Here is a 23,533-nt window from a genome sequence, read left to right as displayed (position 1 = left end):
CACGGGCCCCGGGAACCGGTCGGAGTCAGCTCAGCCGGGTCATCCCGCGCGTAGTGCCAGGGACAGCCGTGACCCGGCGAACGCGGCGACCAGCAGCCTGGCCAGCACGGGGACGACCAGGGCCAGCAGCCCGATGATCTCCCACGGCAGCACGAGGGGCGTGCACGAGGAGTCCATGGGCTGCTCAGGCATGGCGGCTGTCGCCACCCGTAGGCCGACCAGCCGCAGTGCCACCGCCGGTACGACGCCCGCCGCCGTGCCGAGCAGGACTCCGGTGAGCGGGACTACCAGGCACTGGAACCCGGCGAGCGAGCGCCGTACACCGGACGGGGCCCCCACCGCGCTGAGCGTGGTGAGATCGGCCTCCGCGTCCGCCTCGGCGAGACCAGTGGTGATGGCGGCGGCGCCCAGGGTGACGACGCCCGCGAACAGGGCGAGGAAGAGCAGGACCACGTCCTCGTCACTCCTCTGCATCGGGTTCTCGGTCTGCAGGTAGATCCCGTTGCCGGCCCGGGTGAACGCGGCTGACACCGCCTGTGACGCGGCGTCCGTCGGTGTGTGCGCGCCGGGGTGGACGGTGCCGTAGCCCTCCGTGTGCAGACCGAGCCGGTCCGCTGTCCGCTGCGGCAGGATCATGCGGATGCCCGGGGTGGCGGCGTACTGCGCGGGTGCGACGTACACCTTCAGCCGCTCGGTGGTGGCCTCGGCCTTGCCCGGGTGGAGCCTGCGGTTCTCCTTGTCGCGCTCGTTGTACGTGTGGACGGCCTTGAGCGTGACCCTCCCGTCCTGCGCGTACGTCGGGTTGAGCAGCACGGGAGTCCCGGCAGCCAGGGCGTCGGCCGCCGCCAGGTCACCGAGTTTCGGGAGGCCTCAGCCGGTGCGACGCATGCGGAACGCCAGGAACGCCAGCCCCAGTCCCACCAGGGCGATCCCGGTGCCGAGCGAGACGTCCCGCACCTGGCGCAGCGCGGGCTCGTCCAGCGCCTGTCGCTGTCGCTGCCGCTCGGTCTCCCCCGGCTCCGGGAACGCCCCCGGCGGCGGTGTGAACGCCGGCACCCCGACGGGGTCGGGATCCGGTGGTATGGCGTCCGCCGCGGCCTCGGACTCCGCGGCCTCCGAGGGGGAGAGCGCCCGCCCCGGCCGTGCCCTGCCCTCCGCCGCCTGCCGCCCGGCCAGAGGCGGCTCCTCGGGGGAGCCGGCGTCCGCCGAGGGGGAAGCGGGGTCCGGCACGGAGGGCGATGCCGGGGGCCTCGCGGGAGCCAGGTGCCCCGGAGGGGCCGACACGGCCTCGTCGGCCCGTGCGTCATGCGCCCAGGCGGGGGATCCGAGTGCCAGGGCGGCCGCCGTCACCAGACAGGCGACGCACCGTGACGACCGTGAAGCCGGGAGTCCTGGAGGCATGGGATCAGCGTCACATGCGCCGAAATGTCCGGCATCCGGAACGGCCTCGACTGCCGCCCGCCCTGCGGCCCCGACCGCCCACCCGCAGCCGCACCGGCTTTCGCACCCCGAACGTCACCGGCGGGGAGCCCGGACGGCCGCGAGGGTCAGGCGGGGTCGCCGGTCGCGATCCGCAGCTCGAAGTGGGCGCCCCGCTCGGCCACGGCCGTGCCCGCGGTCGGGAACTGGTCGATGACCTGGTCCTCGGCGTAGGTGTTGCCCTCCACCTCGATGACCTTGACCGTCCAGCCCGCCGCGGCGGCACAGGACTTCGCCGAGATGATGTCCTTGTAGACGAAGTTGGGCGCCTGGACCTTCGCCGGGTCGTTCGAGTCCTCCATGGCGTCCGTGCACTTCTCCGTCTCCATCGTCCGGTTCCGCTCCGGGGGCTTGTGCTCCCCGGCCGCGGTGGACTCGCTGGAGCTGGGATCGCCGCCCTTGCCGGACTCGTCGTCCTGCATGCTCAGGAAGGTGACCAGGCCGCCGATCGCGACCAAGGCGACCACGATCGCTCCGACGACGACGGGCATGTTCCGCCTGGAGCCGCCACCCGCGCCTCCCGCCGTCGTCTGCGGGGACATCGTGTACGGCGGCGGGGTCTGGTGCCCCAGGGGCCCCGGCGTGCCGTACGGCTGGGCGGCCTGCGGGTACCCGTAGCCGGGCGTGGGGGCCGGGGTCGGGGCGCCGTAGGGGCCGGGCTGGTGCTGCTGGTGGGGGTGCGGCTGGTACGGCGTCTGCACGCTCTGCGGTGCCGGAACCGCCTGGTCGACGGGCGGGAACACCGCCGACCCGACGCCCGAGCCGCTGTTCGCCGGGGAGCTGCCGCTGACGATCACCGGGGCCGAGGCGGTGCTCGCGCCGAGCACGCGCGCGATCTCGTCCTGCATCGCAGCGGCGCTCGGGAAGCGCTCGTTCGGGTTCTTTTTCAGCGCACGGGCGACGAGGGCGTCCATCGCGGGGGTGATCGACCGGTTGATGCTCGACGGGGCGACCGGCTCCTCCTGCACATGCGCGTACGCGATGGCGAGGGGCGAGTCCGCGTCGAACGGGATGCGACCCGTGAGTAGCTGGAAGAGCATGATGCCGACCGAGTACAGGTCGGACCGCGCGTCGACACCGCGCCCGAGCGCCTGCTCGGGCGAGAGGTACTGCGGCGTGCCGACGACCATGCCGGTCTGGGTCATCGAGGTGACACCGGACTGCATGGCCCGGGCGATGCCGAAGTCCATGACCTTGACGACGCCGCGCCTGGTCATCATCACGTTGCCGGGCTTGATGTCGCGGTGCACCAGGCCCATCTCGTGGCTGGTCTCCAGGGCAGCGAGCACGTCGGCGGTGACCTTCAGCGCCTTCTCGGCCGGCATCGCGCCGTACTGCTGGATGTCCGACTGGAGCACGGAGCCGAGCGGCTGCCCCTCGACGTACTCCATGACGATGTACGGCATCAGTGCGCCGCCGAGCTCGTCCTCGCCCGTGTCGAACACCGAGACGATGTTGGTGTGCTGGAGCTTGGCGACGGCCTGCGCCTCGCGCCGGAAGCGCTCGCGGAAGGACTGCTCGCGCCCCAGCTCCGTGTGCAGCGTCTTGATGGCGACCTGGCGGTCGAGGGCGGAGTCGTACGCGAGGTAGACGGATGCCATGCCGCCCTCGCCGAGCAGGTCGCGCAGCTGGTAGCGGCCGCCGGCCACGGAACCGCCCGCATAGCGCCCGTGTGCGCCGTCGTGGCTCATGACTTGCATCCCCCTCGGCGCCCGACGGACGCGATCATCCCTTTTACGCGCCAAGTCTGCCCGAGGGGTACGACACGTCAAGCCGGGTGCCCGTTCCGTGACCCTACGCACAAGAAGCGTCTCGGAAGCGTTACAGGAAGCGCATGGAATTTGCGCGTACGGCGCGCGAGCCGATTGGATGGCCCGTCACTCTGAAAACCGGTGCGTCGGGCAGAGCCTGTAGCGTGACGTGGCAATGCAGCAAGGCACCGTGAGAACCCGCGGACGCGCGGACAGAAACGACGGCGAGGACTGATGGCACCCGATTCCGAAGCAAACGGCGGCGGAGTTTCGGATGGCACCGACTCCTGGGGTGTCGGCGGTGTGGTCGGAGACGGCCGTTACCGCATGACCCACCGGCTCGGCCGCGGCGGCATGGCCGAGGTCTACGCCGCGGAGGACGTCCGTCTGGGACGCACGGTGGCGGTGAAACTGCTCCGTTCCGACCTCGCCGAGGACCCGGTCTCCAAGGCCCGCTTCACGCGTGAGGCACAGTCGGTGGCGGGTCTGAACCACCACGCGATCGTCGCTGTGTACGACTCCGGTGAGGACGTCGTGGGCGGGTCGACCGTCCCCTACATCGTCATGGAGCTCGTCGAGGGCAACACCATCCGCGACCTGCTGCTCGAGGCGGAGGCACCGCCGCCGGAGCAGGCGCTGATCATCGTCTCGGGCGTCCTGGAGGCCTTGGCCTACTCCCATCAGCACGGCATCGTGCACCGTGACATCAAGCCGGCGAACGTGATCATCACGCACTCCGGCGCGGTCAAGGTGATGGACTTCGGCATCGCCCGCGCGCTGCACGGTGCGCAGTCGACGATGACGCAGACCGGCATGGTCATGGGCACGCCCCAGTACCTCTCCCCCGAGCAGGCGCTCGGCAAGGCGGTCGACCACCGTTCCGACCTGTACGCCACCGGCTGCCTGCTCTACGAACTGCTCGCCCTGCGGCCCCCGTTCACGGGTGAGACACCGCTCTCGGTGGTCTACCAGCATGTCCAGGACATGCCGGTCCCGCCTTCGCAGACCGCTGGATCCGTCCCGCCGGAGCTGGACGGGCTCGTCATGCGCTCCCTGGCGAAGGACCCGGACGACCGCTTCCAGAGCGCCGAGGAGATGCGCGGCCTCGTCCAGTACAGCCTGCAGATGCTCCAGGTCCAGGGCGGGCACACGGGCACGTGGAACACCGGCCCGGTCAGCGCGCCCGACGCCGGCCACACGGCGGCGATGGGCATGGGCGGGGCCACGACGGCCATGGGGTACCCCGCGCACGGGGACACCTCGCAGGGCCCGATCCTGCCGCCCATGAACCCGGACGACGGGGCGTACGCAGGCGGCCATCACAACGGCGGCGGTCGCGGGAAGATGTGGCTGTTCGTCCTGCTCGCGCTGATCGCGATCGGCGCGGGTGTCGCGTTCGCCCTCCAGGCGGCTGACGACGGCGGCAACAAGAAGTCCCCGACGTCTCCCTCCACCTCGGTGTCCCCCTCGTCGACCCCTTCCTCGGCGGAGCCCTCGGACGAGGAGACGGAGGAGACCGAGGAGCCGGACAGTTCCTCGGGCGGCCGGACGTGGGAGACGGAGGAGCCCACGTGGACTCCGACGAACGAACCGACGGAGCCGACGGAGAAGCCGACGACGACACCCACGTCACCGGACCCGGGTACGAGCGACGGCGGCAGCACGACGACGGACGGCGGCACCGGTGACGACGGCGGTACCGACGACGGCGGTACCGACGACGGTGGCACCGGTGACGACGCAGGTACGACGACGGAGGGCACCACGACAGGCACCGCGGCCGGTACCGCGGCGGGTGCCGCCGCGGGAACGGCGGGCACCACCACCGGGCAGTGACGACGACCGGTCCATGGGGGGAGGGCTCAGGTCACCGGGCGGCGGCGGGCGTACTCACCCCGTGAAGGCCTCGTGCACCGTCTCGTACTCGCGCGTCCACCACACCGCCAGGGCCGACACCGCAGGGAACTGCGGGTCGGCCCTGCGGTCGTGGAGGCGGTAGCGCCAGCGAAGTATCCAGAAGTCGTTGAGGCGTTCCCACCACACCCGGTGGACCGCGGCCGCCAGCTCGGCCGCCCCGGCGCCCGCCGCCCGCCGGTACGCGCGGGCGTACGCCCGCACCTTCTCCAGCGCCAGCTCTCCGTCCGGCCGGACGAAGAAGATCGCCGCGGCGCGTACGGCCTCCTCGGCGCGCGGCTGCACGCCGAGCCGGTCCCAGTCCACGATCGCGACGGGGTCGGCGCCCCGGTAGAGCAGATTCAGCGGGTGGAAGTCACCGTGCACCCATCCCCTGGCGGAACCCTCGGGCGTGGGCGGCCGGCGGTGCGCGTGCCGCTCCAGGAGAGCGCGGCGTTCGACGAGGCGGTGGACGGCGAGCTCGTCGAAGGCGTCCCGCGGACCCGGGCGCCGCGCGGCCGTCAGCAGTTCGTCGATCAGCGTGAACGTGTCGGCGGGGTCGGGGCTCGTGCCCTGGCCCCGCGCCGGAGGCGGCGGGTCCGCCTCCATGACCTGCTCCAGGCCCATGTGCACGGCTCCGAGGAGCGCTCCGAGCCTGCGCGACTGGGCGGTCGTCAGCTGGGCGCCGTCACGGTGGAGGCCGTCCACCCAACGGTGCAGGGCGTAGCGCTCGCCCTCGATCACCGTGACCGTGTCACCGTGTGTGTCCGCGAGGGGAGGGGCCACCGGAACGCCGAGGGAGTGCAGCTGCTGGGTCGCCCGGTGCTGCCGGACGATGGTGGCGTGATCACCGCTGGCGTCGTCGAGGTGATGCTTGTCGAGGTGGTGCTTGAGGAAGTACGAGCCCCGGGTGGTGGACACGCGGTATCCGTGGTTGAGCAGGCCCTTGCTGAGGGGTTCGCAGGCCAGGGGCTCACCGGCGTCCGGGTAGCGGCGCAGCACCTCCCCGACCGGAGGGACAGGCGGAAGGGTCACAGATGAGCGCAGCACTCGCCACATGTTAGGTGACGCTGTGTGTCCGGCCTGACGGACTTGCGTCGAAGGTCAGAGTGTGCATATGGGCAAGACGGGGATCGATCCTGAGGTAGACGGGATCGAAGTGTTCGCCGTTCACGTCCAAGGGTCCGGTCCCGAAGCGCTCGCGCTGCTCAGGTGCCGGCCGCACGAGCTCGACGGGTCCCGTGAACTGCACCGACCAGAGGTCCGTCCCGCCGTCCGGTGCCGGGGTGTTGAAGTTGTCCGCCCCGTAGGCGATGACGCTCCCGTCACAGGACTCGTGGAATCCGAGCCCTCGGTGCATCTGCAGCACCACACGCCCCTCGATCACCACATGCCGGGCCACGGCCAGGAAGGGCAGGGCCCGCACGCTCATGGCCAGCCGGCCGTAGCGGACGCTGCCGAGCAGCTCGATCGCGCGGAGCTTCTCCGCTGCGGAGGAGGCCGGGGTGCCGGAGGGGCCGGGGCCGGTCAGGGTTCCGGTACCGGAGGGACGGGAGGAAAGCATGCGTCCCACTCTCCGGCAGCGCGTAGGAGACGTGTAAGGGTCCGCGGCCCCCGACGAACCGGGACCAAAGTCCCTGCCGGACAGGGCCGGACCGGACCGGACAAGGGGGCGGGACCGGGGCCGGGCGGGATCGAGGCTGCGCCTGACGAGATCGGGACCGACCGGACCGAGGGATGCGATCGACGCGGCCGGCATGGCTCACGGGGCCGACGTGGCCGTGAGCCACGTCGGCCCCGTGAGCCACGCCCTCAGCGCTTCTCGGCCTGGAGCCTCGCCACGTACGCCGCGGCCTGGGAGCGCCGCTCCATGCCCAGCTTGGACAGCAGGCTGGAGACGTAGTTCTTGATGGTCTTCTCGGCGAGGTGCAGCCGCTCGCCGATCGCGCGGTTCGTGAGCCCTTCGCCGATCAGGTCGAGGATCTTGCGCTCCTGGTCGGTCAGGCCCGCGAGCCGTTCGTCGCCCTTGCCGTCCTTCCCCTCACGCAGCCGCTCCAGCACGCGGGCCGTGGCCGCGGGGTCCAGCAGGGACTTGCCGGCCGCCACGTCGCGCACGGCGCTGAGCAGCTCGTTTCCCCGGATGGCCTTCAGGACGTACCCCGAGGCACCCGCCATGATCGCGTCGAAGAGGGCCTCGTCGTCGGCGTACGACGTGAGCATCAGGCACTTGATGTTCTCGTCCCGGGAGCGGACCTCGCGGCAGACCTCCACCCCGCTGCCGTCCGGCAGCCGCACGTCCAGCACGGCGACGTCGGGCCGGGTCGCCGGGATGCGCGCGAGCGCGTCCGCCGCCGTGCCCGCCTCGCCGACGACCTCGATGTCCTCCTCGGAGGACAGCAGCTCATGGACACCGCGCCGCACGACTTCGTGATCATCGAGCAGGAATACCGTGATTTTTCCTTCTTCGCGCACATTCGCAGTCTCACACACTCCTTTACCGTCCGCCCTTCCCTGGGGCTGTCGGCCGGGATAACGTGCCGTTGTTCCGGCCGCCTGCCAGGCCGTTACCGGTGCTGTGACCAGCGGGAGTTCGTGTTTTTTGCGATTTACTTGGAAATCCAAGCAAAATTGCAGGTCACAGGGTGTTTCGCAGTTATGCGATGCACTGGGTAACGTGCTTATGACAGGACGCTCGCCGGGGCACCTGTCACGCCTGTTCCGGCCGAGTGGCACCCACCCCGTGCACGGGTCCGGACACAGGCGAGCCGCACTGGTTCCCGGCCATCCCGGGGGCCGGACCGACGGAGGAGCACGCACGTGACCGTGGAGAGCACTGCCGCGCGCAAACCGCGACGCAGCAGCAAGCGGACCAGCGCCGCGAAGACGCCCGCGCAGACGCCGGAGGGCTCCGGCCCCCAGCTGGTGCAGCTGCTGACGCCCGAGGGCGAGCGCGTCGAACACCCGGACTTCGAGATCGACCTGAGCGCGGACGAGCTCCGGGGCCTCTACCGGGACATGGTCCTGACCCGCCGCTTCGACGCCGAGGCCACCGCGCTGCAGCGTCAGGGCGAGCTGGGCCTGTGGGCCTCCCTGCTGGGCCAGGAGGCCGCGCAGATCGGCTCCGGCCGGGCGCTGCGCGACGACGACTACGTCTTCCCGACCTACCGCGAGCACGGTGTCGCCTGGTGCCGCGGCGTCGACCCGACCAATCTGCTCGGGATGTTCCGCGGTGTGAACCACGGTGGCTGGGACCCCAGCACCAACAACTTCCACCTGTACACGATCGTCATCGGCTCGCAGACCCTGCACGCCACGGGCTACGCCATGGGCGTCGCCAAGGACGGCGCGGACTCCGCCGTCGTCGCGTACTTCGGTGACGGCGCCTCCAGCCAGGGCGACGTCGCGGAGGCGTTCACCTTCTCCGCCGTCTACAACGCCCCCGTCGTCTTCTTCTGCCAGAACAACCAGTGGGCGATCTCGGAGCCGACCGAGAAGCAGACGCGCGTGCCGCTCTACCAGCGCGCGCAGGGCTTCGGCTTCCCCGGTGTCCGGGTCGACGGCAACGACGTGCTGGCGTGCCTGGCCGTCACGAGGTCGGCGCTGGAGCGCGCACGCCGGGGCGAGGGCCCCACCCTCGTCGAGGCGTTCACCTACCGGATGGGTGCCCACACCACCTCGGACGACCCGACCAAGTACCGGGCGGACGAGGAGCGGGCGGCCTGGGAGGCCAAGGACCCGATCCTGCGGCTGCGCACGTACCTGGAGAAGCAGGAGCTCGCCGACGCCGCGTACTTCGCCGCGCTGGAGGAGGAGAGCGAGGTCCTCGGCAAGCGGGTGCGCGACACGGTGCGGTCCATGCCCGACCCGGACCGGCTGGCGATCTTCGACCACGCCTACGCCGACGGCAACCCGCTCGTCGACGAGGAGCGCGCCCAGTTCGCCGCCTACCAGGCATCGTTCGCCGAGGAGGGCAACTAGCCATGGCCACCGAGAAGATGTCCATCGCGAAGGCGCTCAACGAGTCGCTGCGCAAGGCTCTCGAGACCGACCCCAAGGTCCTCATCATGGGTGAGGACGTCGGCAAGCTCGGCGGGGTCTTCCGCATCACGGACGGGCTCCAGAAGGACTTCGGCGAGGACCGGGTCATCGACACCCCGCTGGCCGAGTCCGGCATCGTCGGCACCGCGATCGGTCTGGCCCTGCGCGGCTACCGCCCGGTGGTCGAGATCCAGTTCGACGGCTTCGTCTTCCCCGCGTACGACCAGATCGTCACGCAGCTCGCCAAGATGCACGCCCGTGCCCTCGGCAAGGTCAAGATGCCGGTCGTCGTACGCATCCCGTACGGCGGTGGCATCGGCGCGGTCGAGCACCACAGTGAATCGCCCGAGGCCCTGTTCGCGCACGTGGCGGGCCTGAAGGTCGTCTCGCCGTCCAACGCGAGCGACGCCTACTGGATGATGCAGCAGGCCGTCCAGAGCGACGACCCGATCATCTTCTTCGAGCCGAAGCGCCGCTACTGGGACAAGGGGGAGCTCGACACCGAGTCCATCCCCGGCCCGCTCCACAAGGCAGCAGTGGCCCGTGAGGGATCCGATCTCACGCTCGTCGCCTACGGCCCGATGGTGAAGGTCTGCCTGGAGGCGGCCGCCGCGGCGCAGGAGGAGGGCAAGTCGATCGAGGTCCTGGACCTGAGGTCGATGTCCCCGATCGACTTCGACGCCGTACAGGCATCGGTCGAGAAGACCGGCCGGCTCGTGGTGGTCCACGAGGCGCCGGTGTTCTACGGGTCCGGGGCGGAGATCGCGGCCCGGATCACCGAGCGCTGCTTCTACCACCTCGAAGCGCCGGTGCTGAGGGTCGGCGGCTACCACGCCCCTTACCCGCCGGCCAGGCTCGAGGACGAGTACCTGCCGGGTCTCGACAGGGTGCTCGACGCCGTCGACCGCTCGCTGGCGTACTGAGGAGAGGGCCGTGACGACGATGACCGAAACGTCTGCTCGTTTCCGCGAGTTCAAGATGCCCGATGTCGGCGAGGGGCTGACCGAGGCGGAGATCCTCAAGTGGTTCGTCCAGCCCGGCGACACCGTCACCGACGGCCAGGTCGTGTGCGAGGTGGAGACGGCCAAGGCCGCGGTCGAGCTGCCGATCCCGTTCGACGGGGTGGTGCACGAGCTGCGCTTCCCCGAGGGCACGACCGTCGACGTCGGCGAGGTGATCATCGCGGTGGACGTGGCGCCCGGCAGCGGTGACGCCCCGGCCGCGCCGGAGGCCGCTGCCGAAACCGTTCAGCAGCCGGTCGCGGAAGCCGGACCGGAAGCGCCCAAGGGCCGGCAGCCGGTGCTGGTCGGCTACGGCGTGGCGGAGACCTCCACCAAGCGCCGTGCCCGTAAGGGCGTCGAGATCCCAGGCCCGGCAGCCGCCGCGATCCAGGCGGAGATGAACGGCCACGGCGCGAAGGTCCCGGAGAGCCGTCCGCTCGCCAAGCCGCCGGTGCGCAAGCTGGCGAAGGACCTGGGCATCGACCTCGCCACGGTCACTCCGACCGGTGAGGGCGGGGTCATCACCCGCGAGGACGTCCACGCGGCCGCCGCGCCGGCGCCCGCCGAGGTCGCCGCCCAGCCCGTCGAGGCTCCCGCTCCCACGGCCGTCGCCGTGCCCGCGGGCCCGGCCGGGCGGGAGACCCGCATCCCGGTCAAGGGGGTGCGCAAGGCCATCGCGCAGGCCATGGTCGGCAGCGCCTTCACCGCGCCGCACGTCACCGAGTTCGTCACCGTCGACGTGACGCGGACGATGAAGCTCGTGGCGGAGCTCAAGGAGGACAAGGACATGGCGGGGGTGCGGGTCAACCCGCTCCTCGTCATCGCCAAGGCGCTCCTGGTCGCGATCAGGCGCAACCCGGAGATCAACGCCGCCTGGGACGAGGCCGGCCAGGAGATCGTGCAGAAGCACTACGTCAACCTGGGCATCGCCGCCGCCACCCCGCGCGGTCTGATCGTGCCGAACATCAAGGACGCGCACGACAAGACCCTGCCCCAGCTGGGCGAGGCGCTGGGCGAGCTGGTCGCCACGGCCCGCGAGGGCAGGACCTCCCCGGCGGCCATGGCCGGCGGCACGGTGACCATCACGAACGTCGGCGTCTTCGGCGTCGACACGGGTACGCCGATCCTGAATCCGGGCGAGTCCGCGATCCTGGCGGTCGGGGCCATCAAGCTCCAGCCGTGGGTGCACAAGGGCAAGGTGAAGCCCCGTCAGGTGACGACGCTGGCGCTCTCCTTCGACCACCGGCTGGTCGACGGCGAGCTGGGTTCCAAGGTGCTCGCGGACGTCGCCGCGATCCTGGAGCAGCCGAAGCGTCTGATCACCTGGGCGTAGCGGGACACAGGGAAGGGGGCCCACCGCATCGTGCGGTGGGCCCCCTTCGCTCTGTGCGGCGCCGGGCTACTTCTTGAAGCCGTAGTCCAGGAGCTTCTTGGCGTCGGCGGTCCGGGTGGTCGCCGACGTCGAGGTGAGGACGGTCCCGATGACCGTCCTGCCGTTGCGGGTCGCGGCGAAGACCAGGCAGTACTTGGCCGTCGGGCCCGAGCCTGTCTTGACGCCGATCATGCCGCTGTAGCTGCCGAGCATGGCGTTGGTGTTGGACCAGGACATGTAGCGGTAGCCGCCGGTCTTGGTCGTGACCTTCTGCTTCGTCGACTTCGTCTTCACGACCGCGCGGAACGTGGAGTTCTTCATCGCGCTGCTGGCGATCTTCGTCAGGTCGCGCGGCGTCGAGTAGTTGGAGCCGCTGCCGATGCCGTCGAAGGAGTCGAAGTGGGTGTTCTTCAGACCCATGCTCTTCGCGTCGGCGTTCATCTTGCCGATGAACGACTTCACGCGGGCCGCGCGCGTGGTGCCGGAGCCGAACTTGTCGGCGAGGGCGTACGCGGCGTCGCAGCCCGACGGCAGCATCAGGCCGTACAGCAGCTGCCGGACCGTGACCTTGTCGCCGACGATCAGCCGGGCCGAGGAAGCGGTCTTCGAGACGATGTAGTCGCTGTACGCCTTCTGGACCGTGACCTTGGCGTCCAGGTTCAGGTTCTTCTGTGCCAGCACGACCTTGGCGGTCATTATCTTCGTCGTCGAGCCGGTGGAGCGGCGCGTGTCCGACGCCTTTCCGTAGAGCGTCTTCGAGGTGCCGTTGTCCATCACGAACCCGCCCTTGGCGGTGATCGTGGGAGTCGGCGGTGTCGCTGCCTGGGCCGCGGAGGCGAACGCGCTGCCCGCGAGGACGGCACCTGCTGTGAGAGCCACGGTGGCGGCAACAGATGCGCGGTTTATGCCCTTAAGACCGATTTTCACGTCAAACGCTCCAAATACGCCTGCATCGCGGCCACATGAGGGTGCCGCTCGATGGTGAGACGCACGAGATGGACGGATGGATGTGCCCCCGGAGGGGTGATGTCGGAACAGGTGGTCGGATCGTGGTCGGTGTCCCGGATCGCGGACGGAGCTGCGAACGTACGCATCTTGTATCTATGCTGTGCGCATGCCTGCTGCACCGTCCGTCTCCCCTCCTACCCGCAAGGGTGAATCCAAGCCCCCGCCCGCGGCCGAGCGCGTCTACACGCACATCAAGGAAGCCGTCCTCGACCGTCGTTACGAGGGCGGCACGCTCCTCACCGAGGGCGATCTCGCCGAGGCCGTCGGAGTGTCCCGGACCCCGGTGCGGGAGGCGCTGCTCCGCCTGGAGGTCGAAGGGCTGATCAAGCTCTACCCGAAGAAGGGCGCCCTGGTCCTCGCGGTCTCCGCCCAGGAGATCTCCGACGTGGTGGAGACCCGGCTGCTCGTCGAGGAGTTCGCCGCACGCAAGGCGGTGCCCGCGTCGGCGCAGCTGATCGCCCGGCTCGAACAGCTCCTGGAGGAGCAGCGGGAGCTCGCCGAGGCGGGCGACCTGGCCGCCGTCTCCGTCAAGGACCGCTGCTTCCACGCCGAGATCGTGAAGAACGCGGGCAACGAGATCCTCTCGCGCCTCTACGACCAGCTCCGCGACCGGCAGCTCCGGATGGGCGTCGCCGTGATGGAGGCTCATCCCGGCAGGATCGCCGCCAACATCACCGAGCACGGCGAGCTGCTGGACGCCATCAGGGCCGGTGACGCCGAGGGTGCCGCTCAGGTCGTCCGCCGCCATGTCAGCCGGGTCAAGGTGCTGGTCCGGGGTGATGACCGATGAGCTCGGCCTCGCCCACCCTGTCGCTGCCCGGAGACCCGCCCGGCGGCCGGCGTGCCGCCTGGATCTGGGGCATCGGCGTCGCCGTCTACTTCGTCGCCATCATCTTCCGCACCAGCCTCGGGGTCGCCGGGCTGGACGCCGCCGACCGGTTCGACGTCAACGCCTCCGCCCTGTCGACGTTCTCCATCCTCCAGCTGCTCGTCTACGCCGGTATGCAGATACCCGTGGGCCTGATGGTCGACCGGCTCGGCACCAAGAAGGTCCTCACCCTCGGGGTCGTCCTCTTCACGCTGGGACAGCTGGGCTTCGCGCTCTCCCCCTCGTACGGCATGGCGCTCGCCTGCCGCGCGCTGCTCGGCTGCGGCGACGCCATGACGTTCATCAGCGTCCTGCGGCTCGGTGCCCGGTGGTTCCCGGCCCGGCGCGGACCGCTGATCGGCCAGGTGGCCGCGCTCTTCGGGATGGCGGGCAACCTCGTCTCGACGCTCTTCATCGCCCGCGCGCTGCACGAGTTCGGCTGGACCACGACCTTCCTCGGCAGCTCGCTGGCCGGCGTGCTGGTGCTGGTGCTGCTGCTCCTCTTCCTCAAGGACCACCCCGAGGGCCACGAGCCGCCGCCCGCGGAGCACGCCGGAGCGGCGTACGTGCGGAGGCAGATCGCCGCAGCCTGGAAGGAGCCGGGCACACGGCTGGGCATGTGGGTGCACTTCACCACGCAGTTCCCCGCCATGGTCTTCCTGCTGCTCTGGGGCATGCCGTTCCTGGTCGAGGCCCAGGGGTTGAGCAGGGGCACCGCCGGTGAGCTGCTCACGCTGGTGGTGCTCTCCAACATGGTGGTGGGGCTCGTCTACGGGCAGATCATCGCCCGCCACCACGCGGCGCGCGCCCCGCTGGCCCTCGGCACGGTCGCGATGACCGCGCTGCTCTGGGCGAGCACGATCTTCTACCCCGGCGACCACGCGCCGATGTGGCTGCTGATCACCCTGTGCGTGGTGCTGGGTTCCTGCGGCCCGGCGTCGATGATCGGCTTCGACTTCGGCCGGCCCGCCAATCCGCCGGAGCGCCAGGGCACCGCTTCCGGGATCGTCAACATGGGCGGGTTCGTCGCCTCGATGACGACCCTCTTCGCGGTCGGGGTCCTGCTCGACGCGACCGGGGACAACTACCGTGTCGCGTTCGCCTCGGTCTTCGTCCTGGAGGCGCTGGGGGTCGTGCAGATCCTGCGGCTCCACGCCGTCGCCACGCACCGGGAACGCGACCACCACGTCGTCAGCCGGGTCGAGGCCGTGCACGTACCCGCCTGAACGCGCCCCGCCGGCGAGCCCGCCATGGGCCGCCGGCGGTCGGGTGCCGCGCTACGGGGTCACGGCGAAGTGGCGCAGGATCTCGGCGCCCAGTTCCTGGTCGCCCTCGATCTTGACCAGGTCCTCGACGGCCTGGGCCCGGACCCTGCCGCAGGCCAGCCGGTAGTACGTCTCCCAGTCCAGCGCGAGGGTCGCCGCGGGTCCCAGCGACGGTGCGCCGTCGACCGAGCCGTGGCCCTCGCCGTCGACCCTGACCGTGCGCAGGAATTCCAGGGGGCCGTGCACGTCGAAGACGACGGCCGAGTTGGGCGGCGCGCCCGCGTCCTTGGCGACGACCTTCGCGAGCCCGACCAGGAGGGTGTCCTGGACGATCAGTGCGCCGGGGGAGTCGAGGTTGCCGGGCTGCCCCAGCGTCGTACGCAGGTCCTGCTCGTGCACCCAGACGTCGAAGGCGCGCATGCGCAGCGCCAGTTCCAGCGTCTGCTCGGCGCCGAGGGGTGCCCGCACCATGGTCTCGGGGTCGCGCGACTCGTTGCGCAGCTGGCGCATGCGCCGGATGAGCGTGTACTCGAGCTCCGAGGTCATCTCGGGCGCCGTGTGGTGGCGCCGTACGTCGACCTGCATCTCCATGTAGCGCTGGTGGTCGTTCTGCACGTGGTAGAGGTCGCGCGGCAGTGTGTGGATCGGGCGGGGGTCGCCGAGCTGCTCGCACTCCATGCCGATGACGTGCGAGACGATGTCGCGTACCGACCAGCCCGGGCAGGGCGTCCGGCGGTTCCACTCCCCCTCGGCGAGCGGCTTGACCAGCTCGGCTATCGACTCGACGGAGTGGGTCCAGGCATCGGCATAGGTCTGGAGGCTGGGATGGACGGTCACGGGACCCCTCGTGCGGTTCTGCGGTGCATGGGCTGGAGAGCAGGAGTGCCGGCGGGACGGCCGGCACCGACGGTGCTGTCTGCGGGCTGCGTGGGAGGTTCGCTCGCTAAGTTACGCTGCGAGCAGGCACCCCGGCAGTGCTTTCGTGTGACGATCGTAGGCCCGCGTTGACGGCTTCCATGCCAGGACGGTGGTAGTGTGCACGCCTCTCTCATCCAGATCGCTGTAAACCAGGATGAATCGGTCAATTCCCGTAGAGAGCGCGCGGCTTCACTGGTCGTGGCCCAGCGGAGTGCGGACCTCGTCGTCCTCCCCGAACTGTGGACGGTGGGCGCCTTCGCCTACACCACCTTCGCCGATGAGGCCGAGCCCCTGCAGGGCCCCACGCACGAGGTCATGGCGAAGGCCGCGGCCGAGGCCGGGGTCTGGCTGCACGCCGGTTCCTTCGTCGAGCGCGCCGAGGACGGCACCCTCTACAACACCTCGCTGGTGTTCTCCCCCGAGGGTGAGCGGGCCGCCTCGTACCGGAAGATCCACCGGTTCGGCTTCGACAAGGGCGAGGCGGTGATGATGGGCGCCGGTGACGAGCTCGTCACCGTCGCTCTGCCGGAGACCACCCTCGGCCTCGCCACCTGCTACGACCTGCGCTTCCCGGAGCAGTTCCGGGGGCTCGTCGACGCGGGGGCCGAGACCATGGTCGTCGCGGCGGGCTGGCCGGAGCGCCGCCGCTCGCACTGGACGCTTCTGGCGCAGGCCCGGGCTGTGGAGAACCAGGCGTACGTCCTGGCCGTCGGATCCGCGGGCACCCACGCGAGGGTCGAGCAGGCGGGGCACAGCATCGTCGTCGACCCCTGGGGCGAGGTGCTCGCGGAGGCCGGGGCCGGCGAAGAGGTGCTCACCGTGGAGTTCGACCCCGCGAAGGCCACTACCACCCGGGAGCAGTTCCCGGCGCTCAAGGACCGCCGCCTGGGTATCGCCCCGCGACGCCTCCCCTGATCCGTACGCCCGTATCGGGCCGGGCCCGTCGCGGGGGCCGTACGTCCCTCTTCCGGTGTCCTGCGCCCGTCTCCCGGTGGCCGGTGGCCCGTCTCCCGGTGCCCGGCGGCCCGGTTTCACGTGAAACCGGGCCGCGGCGGGTCCGGGAGGGCCGGCCGTCAGTCCTCGTCGTGCTCCTTGTCCGCCAGGGCGATCACGCACACCGCCGCCGCGACGAGCAGGGGCACGTCGGCGTCCTCCCGCACGATGTCGAGACCGTACGTGTCGCGGACGCTGAGCCATCGCCGGGAGATCTGCGCCAGCAGCTCACCGTCGTAGTCGATGGCGAACTCCCGGTCCAGGATCTTGCCGCTGACGTCCAGCTCGGTGCCGTCCACCAGCGTCACCCGGTAGTGGTTGCGCAGGAACGAGAGCCGTTTCCGCTTGACCCGGGCGAGATCCTCACCGCCCCGCTCGATGAGCATGGTGTCGCGCAGGCTGATCAACTTCTGGCGGATCTCCACCAGCACCCTGCCGTCCGTGTCCTTCAGCTCGAAGGTGTCGCGGAGCCGCATGGCCTTGCCGTCGACGAGGAAGAGCTTGTGGCCGTCCGCGTCCTCGATCCAGTAGTCGTCGCCGATGCCGAGCAGCCGCTCACGTACGAGAAGTCTCATGGATCACAGGTTCCCCGACGCCCTGCCGGAATGCGCGCAGGCCATGGTGCTGTTGACTGGTGTCATGACAGCACGTGCACGTGTCCGCGCCCCCGAACTGATCGGCAAGGGCGGCTGGCTCAATACAGGCGACCGGCAGTACACCCTCGCTGACCTGCGGGGACGCATTGTCATCCTGGACTTCTGGACATTCTGCTGTGTGAACTGTCTGCATGTGCTCGACGAGCTGCGCGAGCTGGAGGAGAAGCACCGCGACACCGTGGTGATCATCGGTGTCCACTCGCCGAAGTTCGTCCACGAGGCGGAGCACCAGGCCGTGGTCGACGCCGTCGAGCGGTACGAGGTGCACCATCCGGTCCTTGACGACCCCGAGCTCGCCACCTGGAAGCAGTACGCCGTCAGGGCCTGGCCCACGCTCGTCGTGGTGGACCCCGAGGGGTATGTCGTCGCTCAGCACGCCGGTGAGGGGCACGCGCACGCCATCGAGAAGCTGGTCGAGGAACTGGAGGCCGAGCACGGCGCGAAGGGCACCCTGCGCCGCGGTGACGGCCCGTACGTCGCCCCGGAGCCGGTCGCCACGCACCTGCGCTTCCCCGGCAAGGCGCTCGCCCTGCCCGACGGCGGTTTCCTGGTCTCGGACACCACCCGCCACCGCCTGGTCGAGCTGGACGCCGACGGCGAGACCGTGCGCGGCACCTTCGGCACCGGTGAGCGCGGGTTCGCGGACGGGGGCCCCGACGAAGCCCGGTTCAGCGAACCGCAGGGCCTCGCCGTCCTGCCCGACGGCCGTATCGCCGTCGCGGACACGGTCAACCACGCGATCAGGGCGCTGGACCCCGCGACGGGCGTGACGACGACGCTCGCGGGCACCGGCCGCCAGTGGTGGCAGGGGTCCCCCACCAGCGGCCCGGCCACGGAGGTGGACCTGTCGTCGCCGTGGGACGTCGCCTGGTTCGGTGACCGGCTGTGGATCGCGATGGCCGGCGTGCACCAGCTCTGGACGTACGACCCCGCGCAGGGCACGGTCCGGGTGGCCGCCGGGACGACCAACGAGGGACTGGTCGACGGTCCGGGCGACGAGGCGTGGTTCGCGCAGCCGTCCGGTCTCGCCGCGGCCGGCGACCGCCTCTGGGTCGCGGACTCGGAGACCTCCTCGCTGCGCTACGTGGACCTGGAGGGCGGTGTGCACACCGCCGTCGGCACCGGGCTCTTCGACTTCGGCCACCGTGACGGCCCGGCCGGGCAGGCACTGTTCCAGCACCCGCTGGGCGTCACCGCCCTCCCCGACGGTTCTGTCGCCGTCAGCGACACCTACAACCACGCCCTGCGGCGGTTCGACCCGGAGAGCGGCGAGGTCACGACTCTGGCCACCGATCTGAGGGAGCCGAGCGACGCGGTGCTGGTCGACGGCGACCTGGTCGTCGTCGAGTCCGCACGGCACCGGCTGACCCGGCTGAGGCTCCCCGAGGAGGCCGTGCGCGTCGCGGACCGGGCGCACCGCACCCGGCGGGCGGCGACTGAGGTCGCGGCCGGGACGCTGCGGCTGGACGTGGTCTTCCAGGCCCCGGCCGGGCAGAAGCTCGACACCCGCTACGGCCCCTCGACCCGGCTGCTGGTCTCCTCGACCCCGCCGGAACTCCTGGCCGAGGGGTCAGGTCCGGGGACGGACCTGAGCCGTGACCTGGTCCTCGCGGACGGGTTCACCGAGGGGGTCCTGCACGTGTCCGCGATGGCGGCGTCCTGCGACGACGACCCGGCGAACGAGTACCCGGCCTGCCATGTCCACCAGCAGGACTGGGGCGTGCCCGTCAGCGTCACCGGCGGGGGCGCGTCCAGGCTCCCCCTGGTGCTGGCCGGGATGGACGAGCAGGGCTGACCGCGCGGGGCAGGGCCGGAGGCCCTCCCGCTCCGTACGCGCAGGGCGCCCGGCGGATGATCCGCCGGGCGCCCTGCGCTGCCACGGGAGACGGCGTGCCGATGACCGGCCCGGAGTCGCACCGCCCGTACGACGGTGACCTGCCTGCCCGTCAGGTCACTGGTAGCGGCGCTCGTCCTCCGTGACGACCGTGGTCGTCGGCGGCACGACCATGCGGCGGCGCCGCGCGATGCTCACGTAGACGAAGACCCCGACGAGGCCGACGAGCATCATGATCCAGCCGACCAGGTCGACATTGACGGTGTCCATCTCCCAGTCGGTGGCGAACGCCAGAATCGCCCCGGCACCGATCAGGAGAATGCATCCTCCGAGTCCCATGATTTCCGCCTCCTCGACGGCCCGGTGACTCCGGGCCGGTGTACGGATCGCGTACCCGGCCTGGCAACAACCATGTCCACGGAGGCGGTTGGGACGTCGGGTCAGCCGGCGAGGAACGCCGCGAGCGCGTTGGCCAGGAGATACGGGTCGTCGGCGCCGCACAGCTCGCGTGCGCTGTGCATCGACAGGATCGCGACACCGATGTCGACGGTCCTGATGCCGTGCCGGGCCGCGGTGATCGGGCCGATCGTCGTGCCGCAGGGCATCGAGTTGTTCGAGACGAACGTCTGCCAGGGCACGCCCGCCTTCTCGCAGGCCGCCGCGAACACCGCGCGGCCCCCGCCGTCGGTGGCGTAGCGCATGTTGACGTTGACCTTGAGGATCGGCCCGCCGTTGGCCACCGGGTGGTGCGTCGGGTCGTGCCGCTCGGCGTAGTTGGGGTGCACGGCGTGCCCGGTGTCCGAGGAGAGGCAGACGGTCCCTGCGAAGGCCCGGGCACGGTCCTCGTACGAACCGCCGCGGGCGAACACGGAGCGCTCCAGGACGGTGCCGAGGAGCGGACCGTCCGCGCCGGTGTCGGACTGGGAGCCGTTCTCCTCGTGGTCGAAGGCGGCCAGCACGGGGATGTACGGGAGCTCCGCGTCCGGCTGGGAGGCCACGGCGGCCAGCGCCGCCGTGCCGGCGTGCACGGAGAGCAGGTTGTCCATGCGCGGACCGGCCAGCAGTTCACGGTCCCGGCCGAGGTAGGCGGGCGCCTCGACGGGGTGCGGCATGAGGTCCCAGCCGGTGATCTCCGCGGGGTCGACGCCCGCCTCCTCGGCGACGAAGCGGATCAGGTCGCCCTCCTCGACGTCACCGAGCCCCCAGATCGGCTGCATGTGCTTCTGACGGTCGAGCTTGAGCCCGTCGGGGTTGGCGGACCGGTCCAGGTGCACGGCCAGCTGGGGAACCCGCAGCAGCGGCCGGTCGATGTTCACCAGCCGGTGGGTGCCGTCGCGCAGCGAGATGCGGCCGGCCAGGCCGAGGTCGCGGTCCAGCCAGGTGTTCAGGAGTGTCCCGCCGTAGATCTCGACGGCGACCTGGCGCCAGCCGTACGCGCCCGTGTCCGGCAGCGGCTTGACCCGCAGGTTGGGGGAGTCCGTGTGGGCCCCGACGATCCGGAACGGGGTGTGGGCCCCGGCGCCCTCCGGCACGTACCAGGCCACGATCGCGCCACCCCGCAGCACGTACTTCCCGCCCGTGGAGCCGTCCCACGCGTCCGTCTCCTCGACCTGCCGGAATCCGGCCTTCTCCAGCCGCGCGGCCGCTGCGGCCACGGCGTGGTACGGGGAGGGGGCGGCCATCAGGAAGGCCATCAGATCGTCGGTGTGCCCGCGGTCGAAGCGGAGGGGAGAGCTCATGTTCTTCACTGTAACGACGGCGGACCGGGGCACTTCACGGTGTGCCGCAGGCATCAGCGGCCTGTGTCCGGAAAGTTGCCCCGGCCCGCTGCCCGGGCCGGTCACGACGGCGCCGCCCGCCGGAGGGTTCCGGGGGCGGCGCCGTCGGCGGCCGTGCGGTGCGGCGAGGACTAGAAAGCGGCCTCGTCCAGCTCCATCAGCGAGTTGTCGACGGTCTCGGCGAGCGCGCGCTCGGCACCGACGCCGGGCAGGACGTTCGCGGCGAAGAACTTCGCGGCGGCGATCTTGCCCTGGTAGAAGGCGGCATCCTTGGCGGAGGCGTTGCGCAGCTTCTCGGCGGCCACGACGGCGCCCTTGAGCAGCAGGTAGCCGACGACGACGTCACCGGAGGCCATCAGGAGGCGGGTGGTGTTGAGGCCCACCTTGTAGATGTTCTTGACGTCCTCGCCGGTAGCGGTGAGGTCGGTGATCATCGTGCCGACGATCGCCTCCAGGTCCACCGCCGCCTTGGCGAGGTTGTCCAGCGCGCCGGACAGCTCCTCGTTGCCGTGGGCGCCCGCGAGGAACTTCTTGATCTCCTCGGAGAGGGCGTTCAGCGAGGCGCCCTGGTCACGGACGATCTTCCGGAAGAAGAAGTCCTGGCCCTGGATGGCCGTCGTGCCCTCGTAGAGGGTGTCGATCTTGGCGTCGCGGATGTACTGCTCGACCGGGTACTCCTGGAGGTACCCGGAGCCGCCGAAGGTCTGGAGCGACTGCGCGAGCTGCTCGTAGGACTTCTCGGAGCCGTAGCCCTTCACGATCGGGAGGAGCAGGTCGTTGAGGCCGTTGAGCGCCTTGGCGTCCTCACCCGCGGCTTCCTTGACCTGGATCGCGTCCTGGACGGAGGCCGTGTACAGGACGAGGGAGCGCATGCCCTCGGCGTACGCCTTCTGCGTCATGAGGGAGCGGCGCACGTCGGGGTGGTGCGTGATGGTCACCTTGGGGGCCGTCTTGTCCATGAACTGCGACAGGTCGGTGCCCTGGACGCGCTCCTTGGCGTACTCCAGCGCGTTGAGGTAACCGGTGGAGAGGGCCGCGATGGCCTTCGTGCCGACCATCATGCGGGCGAACTCGATGATGCGGAACATCTGGCGGATGCCGTCGTGCTTGTCACCGATCAGCCAGCCCTTGGCGGGGTGCTGGTCGCCGAAGGTCATCTCGCAGGTGTTCGACGCCTTGAGGCCCATCTTGTGCTCGACGTTGGTCGCGTACACGCCGTTGCGGGCACCGAGCTCCCCGGTGGTCCAGTCGAAGTGGAACTTCGGGACCAGGAAGAGGGAGAGGCCCTTGGTGCCCGGGCCGGCGCCCTCGGGACGCGCCAGCACGTAGTGGAGGATGTTCTCGGACATGTCGTGCTCGCCCGAGGTGATGAAGCGCTTCACACCCTCGATGTGCCAGGAGCCGTCCTCCTGCTCGACCGCCTTGGTGCGGCCGGCGCCCACGTCCGAACCGGCGTCCGGCTCGGTCAGCACCATCGTCGAGCCCCACTGCTTCTCGACGGCGATCTCGGCGACCTTCTTCTGCGCCTCGTTGCCCTCGTCGAAGAGGATGCCGGCGAAGGCCGGGCCGGAGGAGTACATCCAGACGGCCGGGTTGGAGCCGAGCAGGAGCTCCGCGTAACCCCAGATCAGGGAGCGCGGGGAGGTCGTGCCGCCGATCTCCTCGGGCAGGCCCAGGCGCCAGTACTCGGAGTCCATGAACGCCTGGTACGAGCTCTTGAAGGAGGCCGGGACCGGGGCGGTGTTCGTCTCGGGGTCGAAGACCGGCGGGTTGCGGTCGGCGTCGGCGTACGAGTCGGCCAGCTCGTTCTCCGCGAGGCGGGTGACCTCGTCCAGGATGCTCTTCGCGGTGTCGACGTCCATCTCCGCGAACGGACCGGTGCCGTACAGCTTGTCGCGCCCGAGGACCTCGAAGAGGTTGAACTCGATGTCGCGGAGATTCGACTTGTAGTGCCCCATGGGAAGGCTCCGTAATCAATAGCAGTGGCGCGCAGCGCCCCGTGGAGGAGTGACGATCGGGCGGCGGACGGCCGGGCGTGGGTATATCACCTGACCCCTACGATGATGCTACCCGTCAGTAATAAGACGCAACCCCTCAAGGCATAGATGTGTCCGATTACTCTTTGCGGCATGTATGGCTACGACCAGAACCAGGGCGCACAGCAGCAGATGGGCGGCGGCTACGGCGAGCAGCCGTTGTACCCCGAGCCCTCGCCGCCGTCCCTGGCCGACGCGGTACGGGCCTTCACGACCGGTTCGCTCTCCGCGGAGGACTTCCAGCAGATCTTCGCCACGGCGAAGGTGTACTGCCCCCGCGGCGACAACCCGGGTTTCCTGGCTCTCCACAACACCCAGCAGCCGGTCATCCCCATGTTCACCACGCTCAAGGAGCTGCGGAGCTATGCGGGCAAGGAGTCCAAGTACTTCGTGATCACCGGTGCCGAGGTGATCGACCTGCTGCCGACCGGCTACGGCTTCGTCCTGGACATGGAGGGCGATCACCGCATGGTCTTCGACGCCAAGGCCGTGGAGCAGATGGTCGACTTCGCGATGCGCCGTATGTACGGCTGAGCGGCACCCGCGGCAGACCGCAGGCAGCCCGAGGGCCCGCACCGGTTGGTGCGGGCCCTCGGTGCTGTCCGGGGGCCGGGAATGAATGCCGCCTTGCAGGATGTTCACC

At 70.4% G+C, this 23,533-nt stretch carries 20 protein-coding genes and 1 pseudogene; 9 read left to right on the top strand and 12 right to left on the bottom strand.

Features of this window, described 5'->3' with window-relative positions; genetic code table 11:
* Positions 1–39: 39 nt before the first annotated feature.
* From ACFC51_RS22155 to ACFC51_RS22145, 3 genes and pseudogenes are all read right to left on the bottom strand, one after another.
* Positions 40–861, bottom strand: a pseudogene (locus ACFC51_RS22155) (ABC transporter permease); the annotation flags it as partial.
* A gap of 9 nt (positions 862–870) precedes the next feature.
* Positions 871–1,230, bottom strand: a complete 360-nt coding sequence (locus ACFC51_RS22150) for a hypothetical protein (protein ID WP_376376244.1) — start codon at positions 1,228–1,230, stop codon at positions 871–873.
* Positions 1,231–1,547: 317 nt separating this feature from the next.
* A complete protein-coding gene (locus ACFC51_RS22145; RefSeq protein WP_376530372.1) occupies positions 1,548–3,170 on the bottom strand; it encodes a protein kinase in 1,623 nt (540 codons plus the stop codon).
* 294 nt (positions 3,171–3,464) lie between these two features.
* On the opposite strand from ACFC51_RS22145, the gene ACFC51_RS22140 reads away from it, so the two are divergent.
* Positions 3,465–5,066, top strand: a complete 1,602-nt coding sequence (locus ACFC51_RS22140; RefSeq protein ID WP_376376240.1) for a protein kinase — start codon at positions 3,465–3,467, stop codon at positions 5,064–5,066.
* A 54-nt stretch (positions 5,067–5,120) separates the two neighbouring features.
* On the opposite strand, the gene ACFC51_RS22135 is transcribed toward ACFC51_RS22140, so the two are convergent.
* From ACFC51_RS22135 to ACFC51_RS22125, 3 genes are all read right to left on the bottom strand, one after another.
* Positions 5,121–6,125: a phosphotransferase gene (locus ACFC51_RS22135; protein WP_376530419.1), complete on the bottom strand. Its 1,005-nt coding sequence runs from the start codon at positions 6,123–6,125 to the stop codon at positions 5,121–5,123.
* A gap of 58 nt (positions 6,126–6,183) precedes the next feature.
* Positions 6,184–6,687 (bottom strand): pyridoxamine 5'-phosphate oxidase family protein, encoded by a 504-nt coding sequence (locus tag ACFC51_RS22130; protein ID WP_376376238.1) that lies wholly within the window; start codon positions 6,685–6,687, stop codon positions 6,184–6,186.
* A gap of 248 nt (positions 6,688–6,935) precedes the next feature.
* The gene (locus ACFC51_RS22125) at positions 6,936–7,595 is read right to left on the bottom strand and encodes a response regulator (RefSeq protein WP_376380875.1); all 660 of its coding nucleotides are present in this window, start codon (positions 7,593–7,595) and stop codon (positions 6,936–6,938) included.
* A 345-nt stretch (positions 7,596–7,940) separates the two neighbouring features.
* Between ACFC51_RS22125 and pdhA the strand changes: the two genes are divergently transcribed.
* The 3 genes from pdhA to ACFC51_RS22110 are packed head-to-tail and all read left to right on the top strand — an operon-like array spanning position 7,941 to position 11,495.
* Positions 7,941–9,101, top strand: coding sequence for a pyruvate dehydrogenase (acetyl-transferring) E1 component subunit alpha (gene pdhA / locus ACFC51_RS22120; RefSeq protein WP_376380878.1), 1,161 nt, complete (start codon positions 7,941–7,943; stop codon positions 9,099–9,101).
* Between the two features lie 2 nt (positions 9,102–9,103).
* The gene (locus tag ACFC51_RS22115) at positions 9,104–10,084 is read left to right on the top strand and encodes an alpha-ketoacid dehydrogenase subunit beta (RefSeq protein ID WP_376380881.1); all 981 of its coding nucleotides are present in this window, start codon (positions 9,104–9,106) and stop codon (positions 10,082–10,084) included.
* Positions 10,085–10,094: 10 nt separating this feature from the next.
* The gene (locus ACFC51_RS22110; protein ID WP_376380884.1) at positions 10,095–11,495 is read left to right on the top strand and encodes a dihydrolipoamide acetyltransferase family protein; all 1,401 of its coding nucleotides are present in this window, start codon (positions 10,095–10,097) and stop codon (positions 11,493–11,495) included.
* A 66-nt stretch (positions 11,496–11,561) separates the two neighbouring features.
* Here ACFC51_RS22110 and ACFC51_RS22105 read toward each other — a convergent pair whose 3' ends face one another.
* A complete protein-coding gene (locus ACFC51_RS22105; RefSeq protein ID WP_376530370.1) occupies positions 11,562–12,461 on the bottom strand; it encodes a D-alanyl-D-alanine carboxypeptidase family protein in 900 nt (299 codons plus the stop codon).
* Between the two features lie 187 nt (positions 12,462–12,648).
* On the opposite strand from ACFC51_RS22105, the gene ACFC51_RS22100 reads away from it, so the two are divergent.
* A complete protein-coding gene (locus ACFC51_RS22100) occupies positions 12,649–13,332 on the top strand; it encodes a GntR family transcriptional regulator (RefSeq protein WP_376380890.1) in 684 nt (227 codons plus the stop codon).
* A complete protein-coding gene (locus ACFC51_RS22095; protein WP_376530367.1) occupies positions 13,329–14,636 on the top strand; it encodes a nitrate/nitrite transporter in 1,308 nt (435 codons plus the stop codon). Before ACFC51_RS22100 ends, ACFC51_RS22095 begins: the two co-directional genes overlap by 4 nt.
* A gap of 51 nt (positions 14,637–14,687) precedes the next feature.
* Here the strand turns inward: ACFC51_RS22095 and ACFC51_RS22090 are convergent, their stop codons facing one another.
* Positions 14,688–15,512, bottom strand: coding sequence for a maleylpyruvate isomerase family mycothiol-dependent enzyme (locus ACFC51_RS22090; RefSeq protein WP_376530365.1), 825 nt, complete (start codon positions 15,510–15,512; stop codon positions 14,688–14,690).
* Positions 15,513–15,710: 198 nt separating this feature from the next.
* Here ACFC51_RS22090 and ACFC51_RS22085 point away from each other — a divergent pair, with 198 nt between their 5' ends.
* Positions 15,711–16,508, top strand: a complete 798-nt coding sequence (locus tag ACFC51_RS22085) for a carbon-nitrogen family hydrolase (RefSeq protein WP_376530363.1) — start codon at positions 15,711–15,713, stop codon at positions 16,506–16,508.
* 158 nt (positions 16,509–16,666) lie between these two features.
* Here the strand turns inward: ACFC51_RS22085 and ACFC51_RS22080 are convergent, their stop codons facing one another.
* Entirely contained in the window at positions 16,667–17,161 is a 495-nt protein-coding gene (locus ACFC51_RS22080; RefSeq protein ID WP_376530361.1) for an LURP-one-related/scramblase family protein, read from the bottom strand.
* A gap of 64 nt (positions 17,162–17,225) precedes the next feature.
* Between ACFC51_RS22080 and ACFC51_RS22075 the strand changes: the two genes are divergently transcribed.
* Positions 17,226–19,037: an NHL domain-containing thioredoxin family protein gene (locus ACFC51_RS22075; protein WP_376367687.1), complete on the top strand. Its 1,812-nt coding sequence runs from the start codon at positions 17,226–17,228 to the stop codon at positions 19,035–19,037.
* Between the two features lie 156 nt (positions 19,038–19,193).
* Here ACFC51_RS22075 and ACFC51_RS22070 read toward each other — a convergent pair whose 3' ends face one another.
* The 3 genes from ACFC51_RS22070 to ACFC51_RS22060 form a co-directional block, all read right to left on the bottom strand.
* Positions 19,194–19,415, bottom strand: a complete 222-nt coding sequence (locus ACFC51_RS22070) for a DUF6458 family protein (RefSeq protein WP_031090542.1) — start codon at positions 19,413–19,415, stop codon at positions 19,194–19,196.
* 101 nt (positions 19,416–19,516) lie between these two features.
* Complete coding sequence (locus tag ACFC51_RS22065) at positions 19,517–20,815, bottom strand: M18 family aminopeptidase (RefSeq protein ID WP_376367689.1); 1,299 nt, start codon at positions 20,813–20,815, stop codon at positions 19,517–19,519.
* A 170-nt stretch (positions 20,816–20,985) separates the two neighbouring features.
* Positions 20,986–22,812 (bottom strand): acyl-CoA dehydrogenase, encoded by a 1,827-nt coding sequence (locus ACFC51_RS22060; RefSeq protein ID WP_376367691.1) that lies wholly within the window; start codon positions 22,810–22,812, stop codon positions 20,986–20,988.
* 171 nt (positions 22,813–22,983) lie between these two features.
* Here ACFC51_RS22060 and ACFC51_RS22055 point away from each other — a divergent pair, with 171 nt between their 5' ends.
* Positions 22,984–23,424, top strand: a complete 441-nt coding sequence (locus tag ACFC51_RS22055) for an SseB family protein (RefSeq protein WP_103760589.1) — start codon at positions 22,984–22,986, stop codon at positions 23,422–23,424.
* The last annotated feature ends 109 nt before the right edge of the window (positions 23,425–23,533 follow it).

Origin of the sequence: Streptomyces sp. NPDC055962 (genome assembly GCF_042270185.1) — a bacterium.
Lineage (GTDB): Bacteria > Actinomycetota > Actinomycetes > Streptomycetales > Streptomycetaceae > Streptomyces.
The sequence above is the reverse complement of the archived record's forward strand: the minus strand, read 5'-3'. Positions and strand labels throughout refer to the sequence as shown.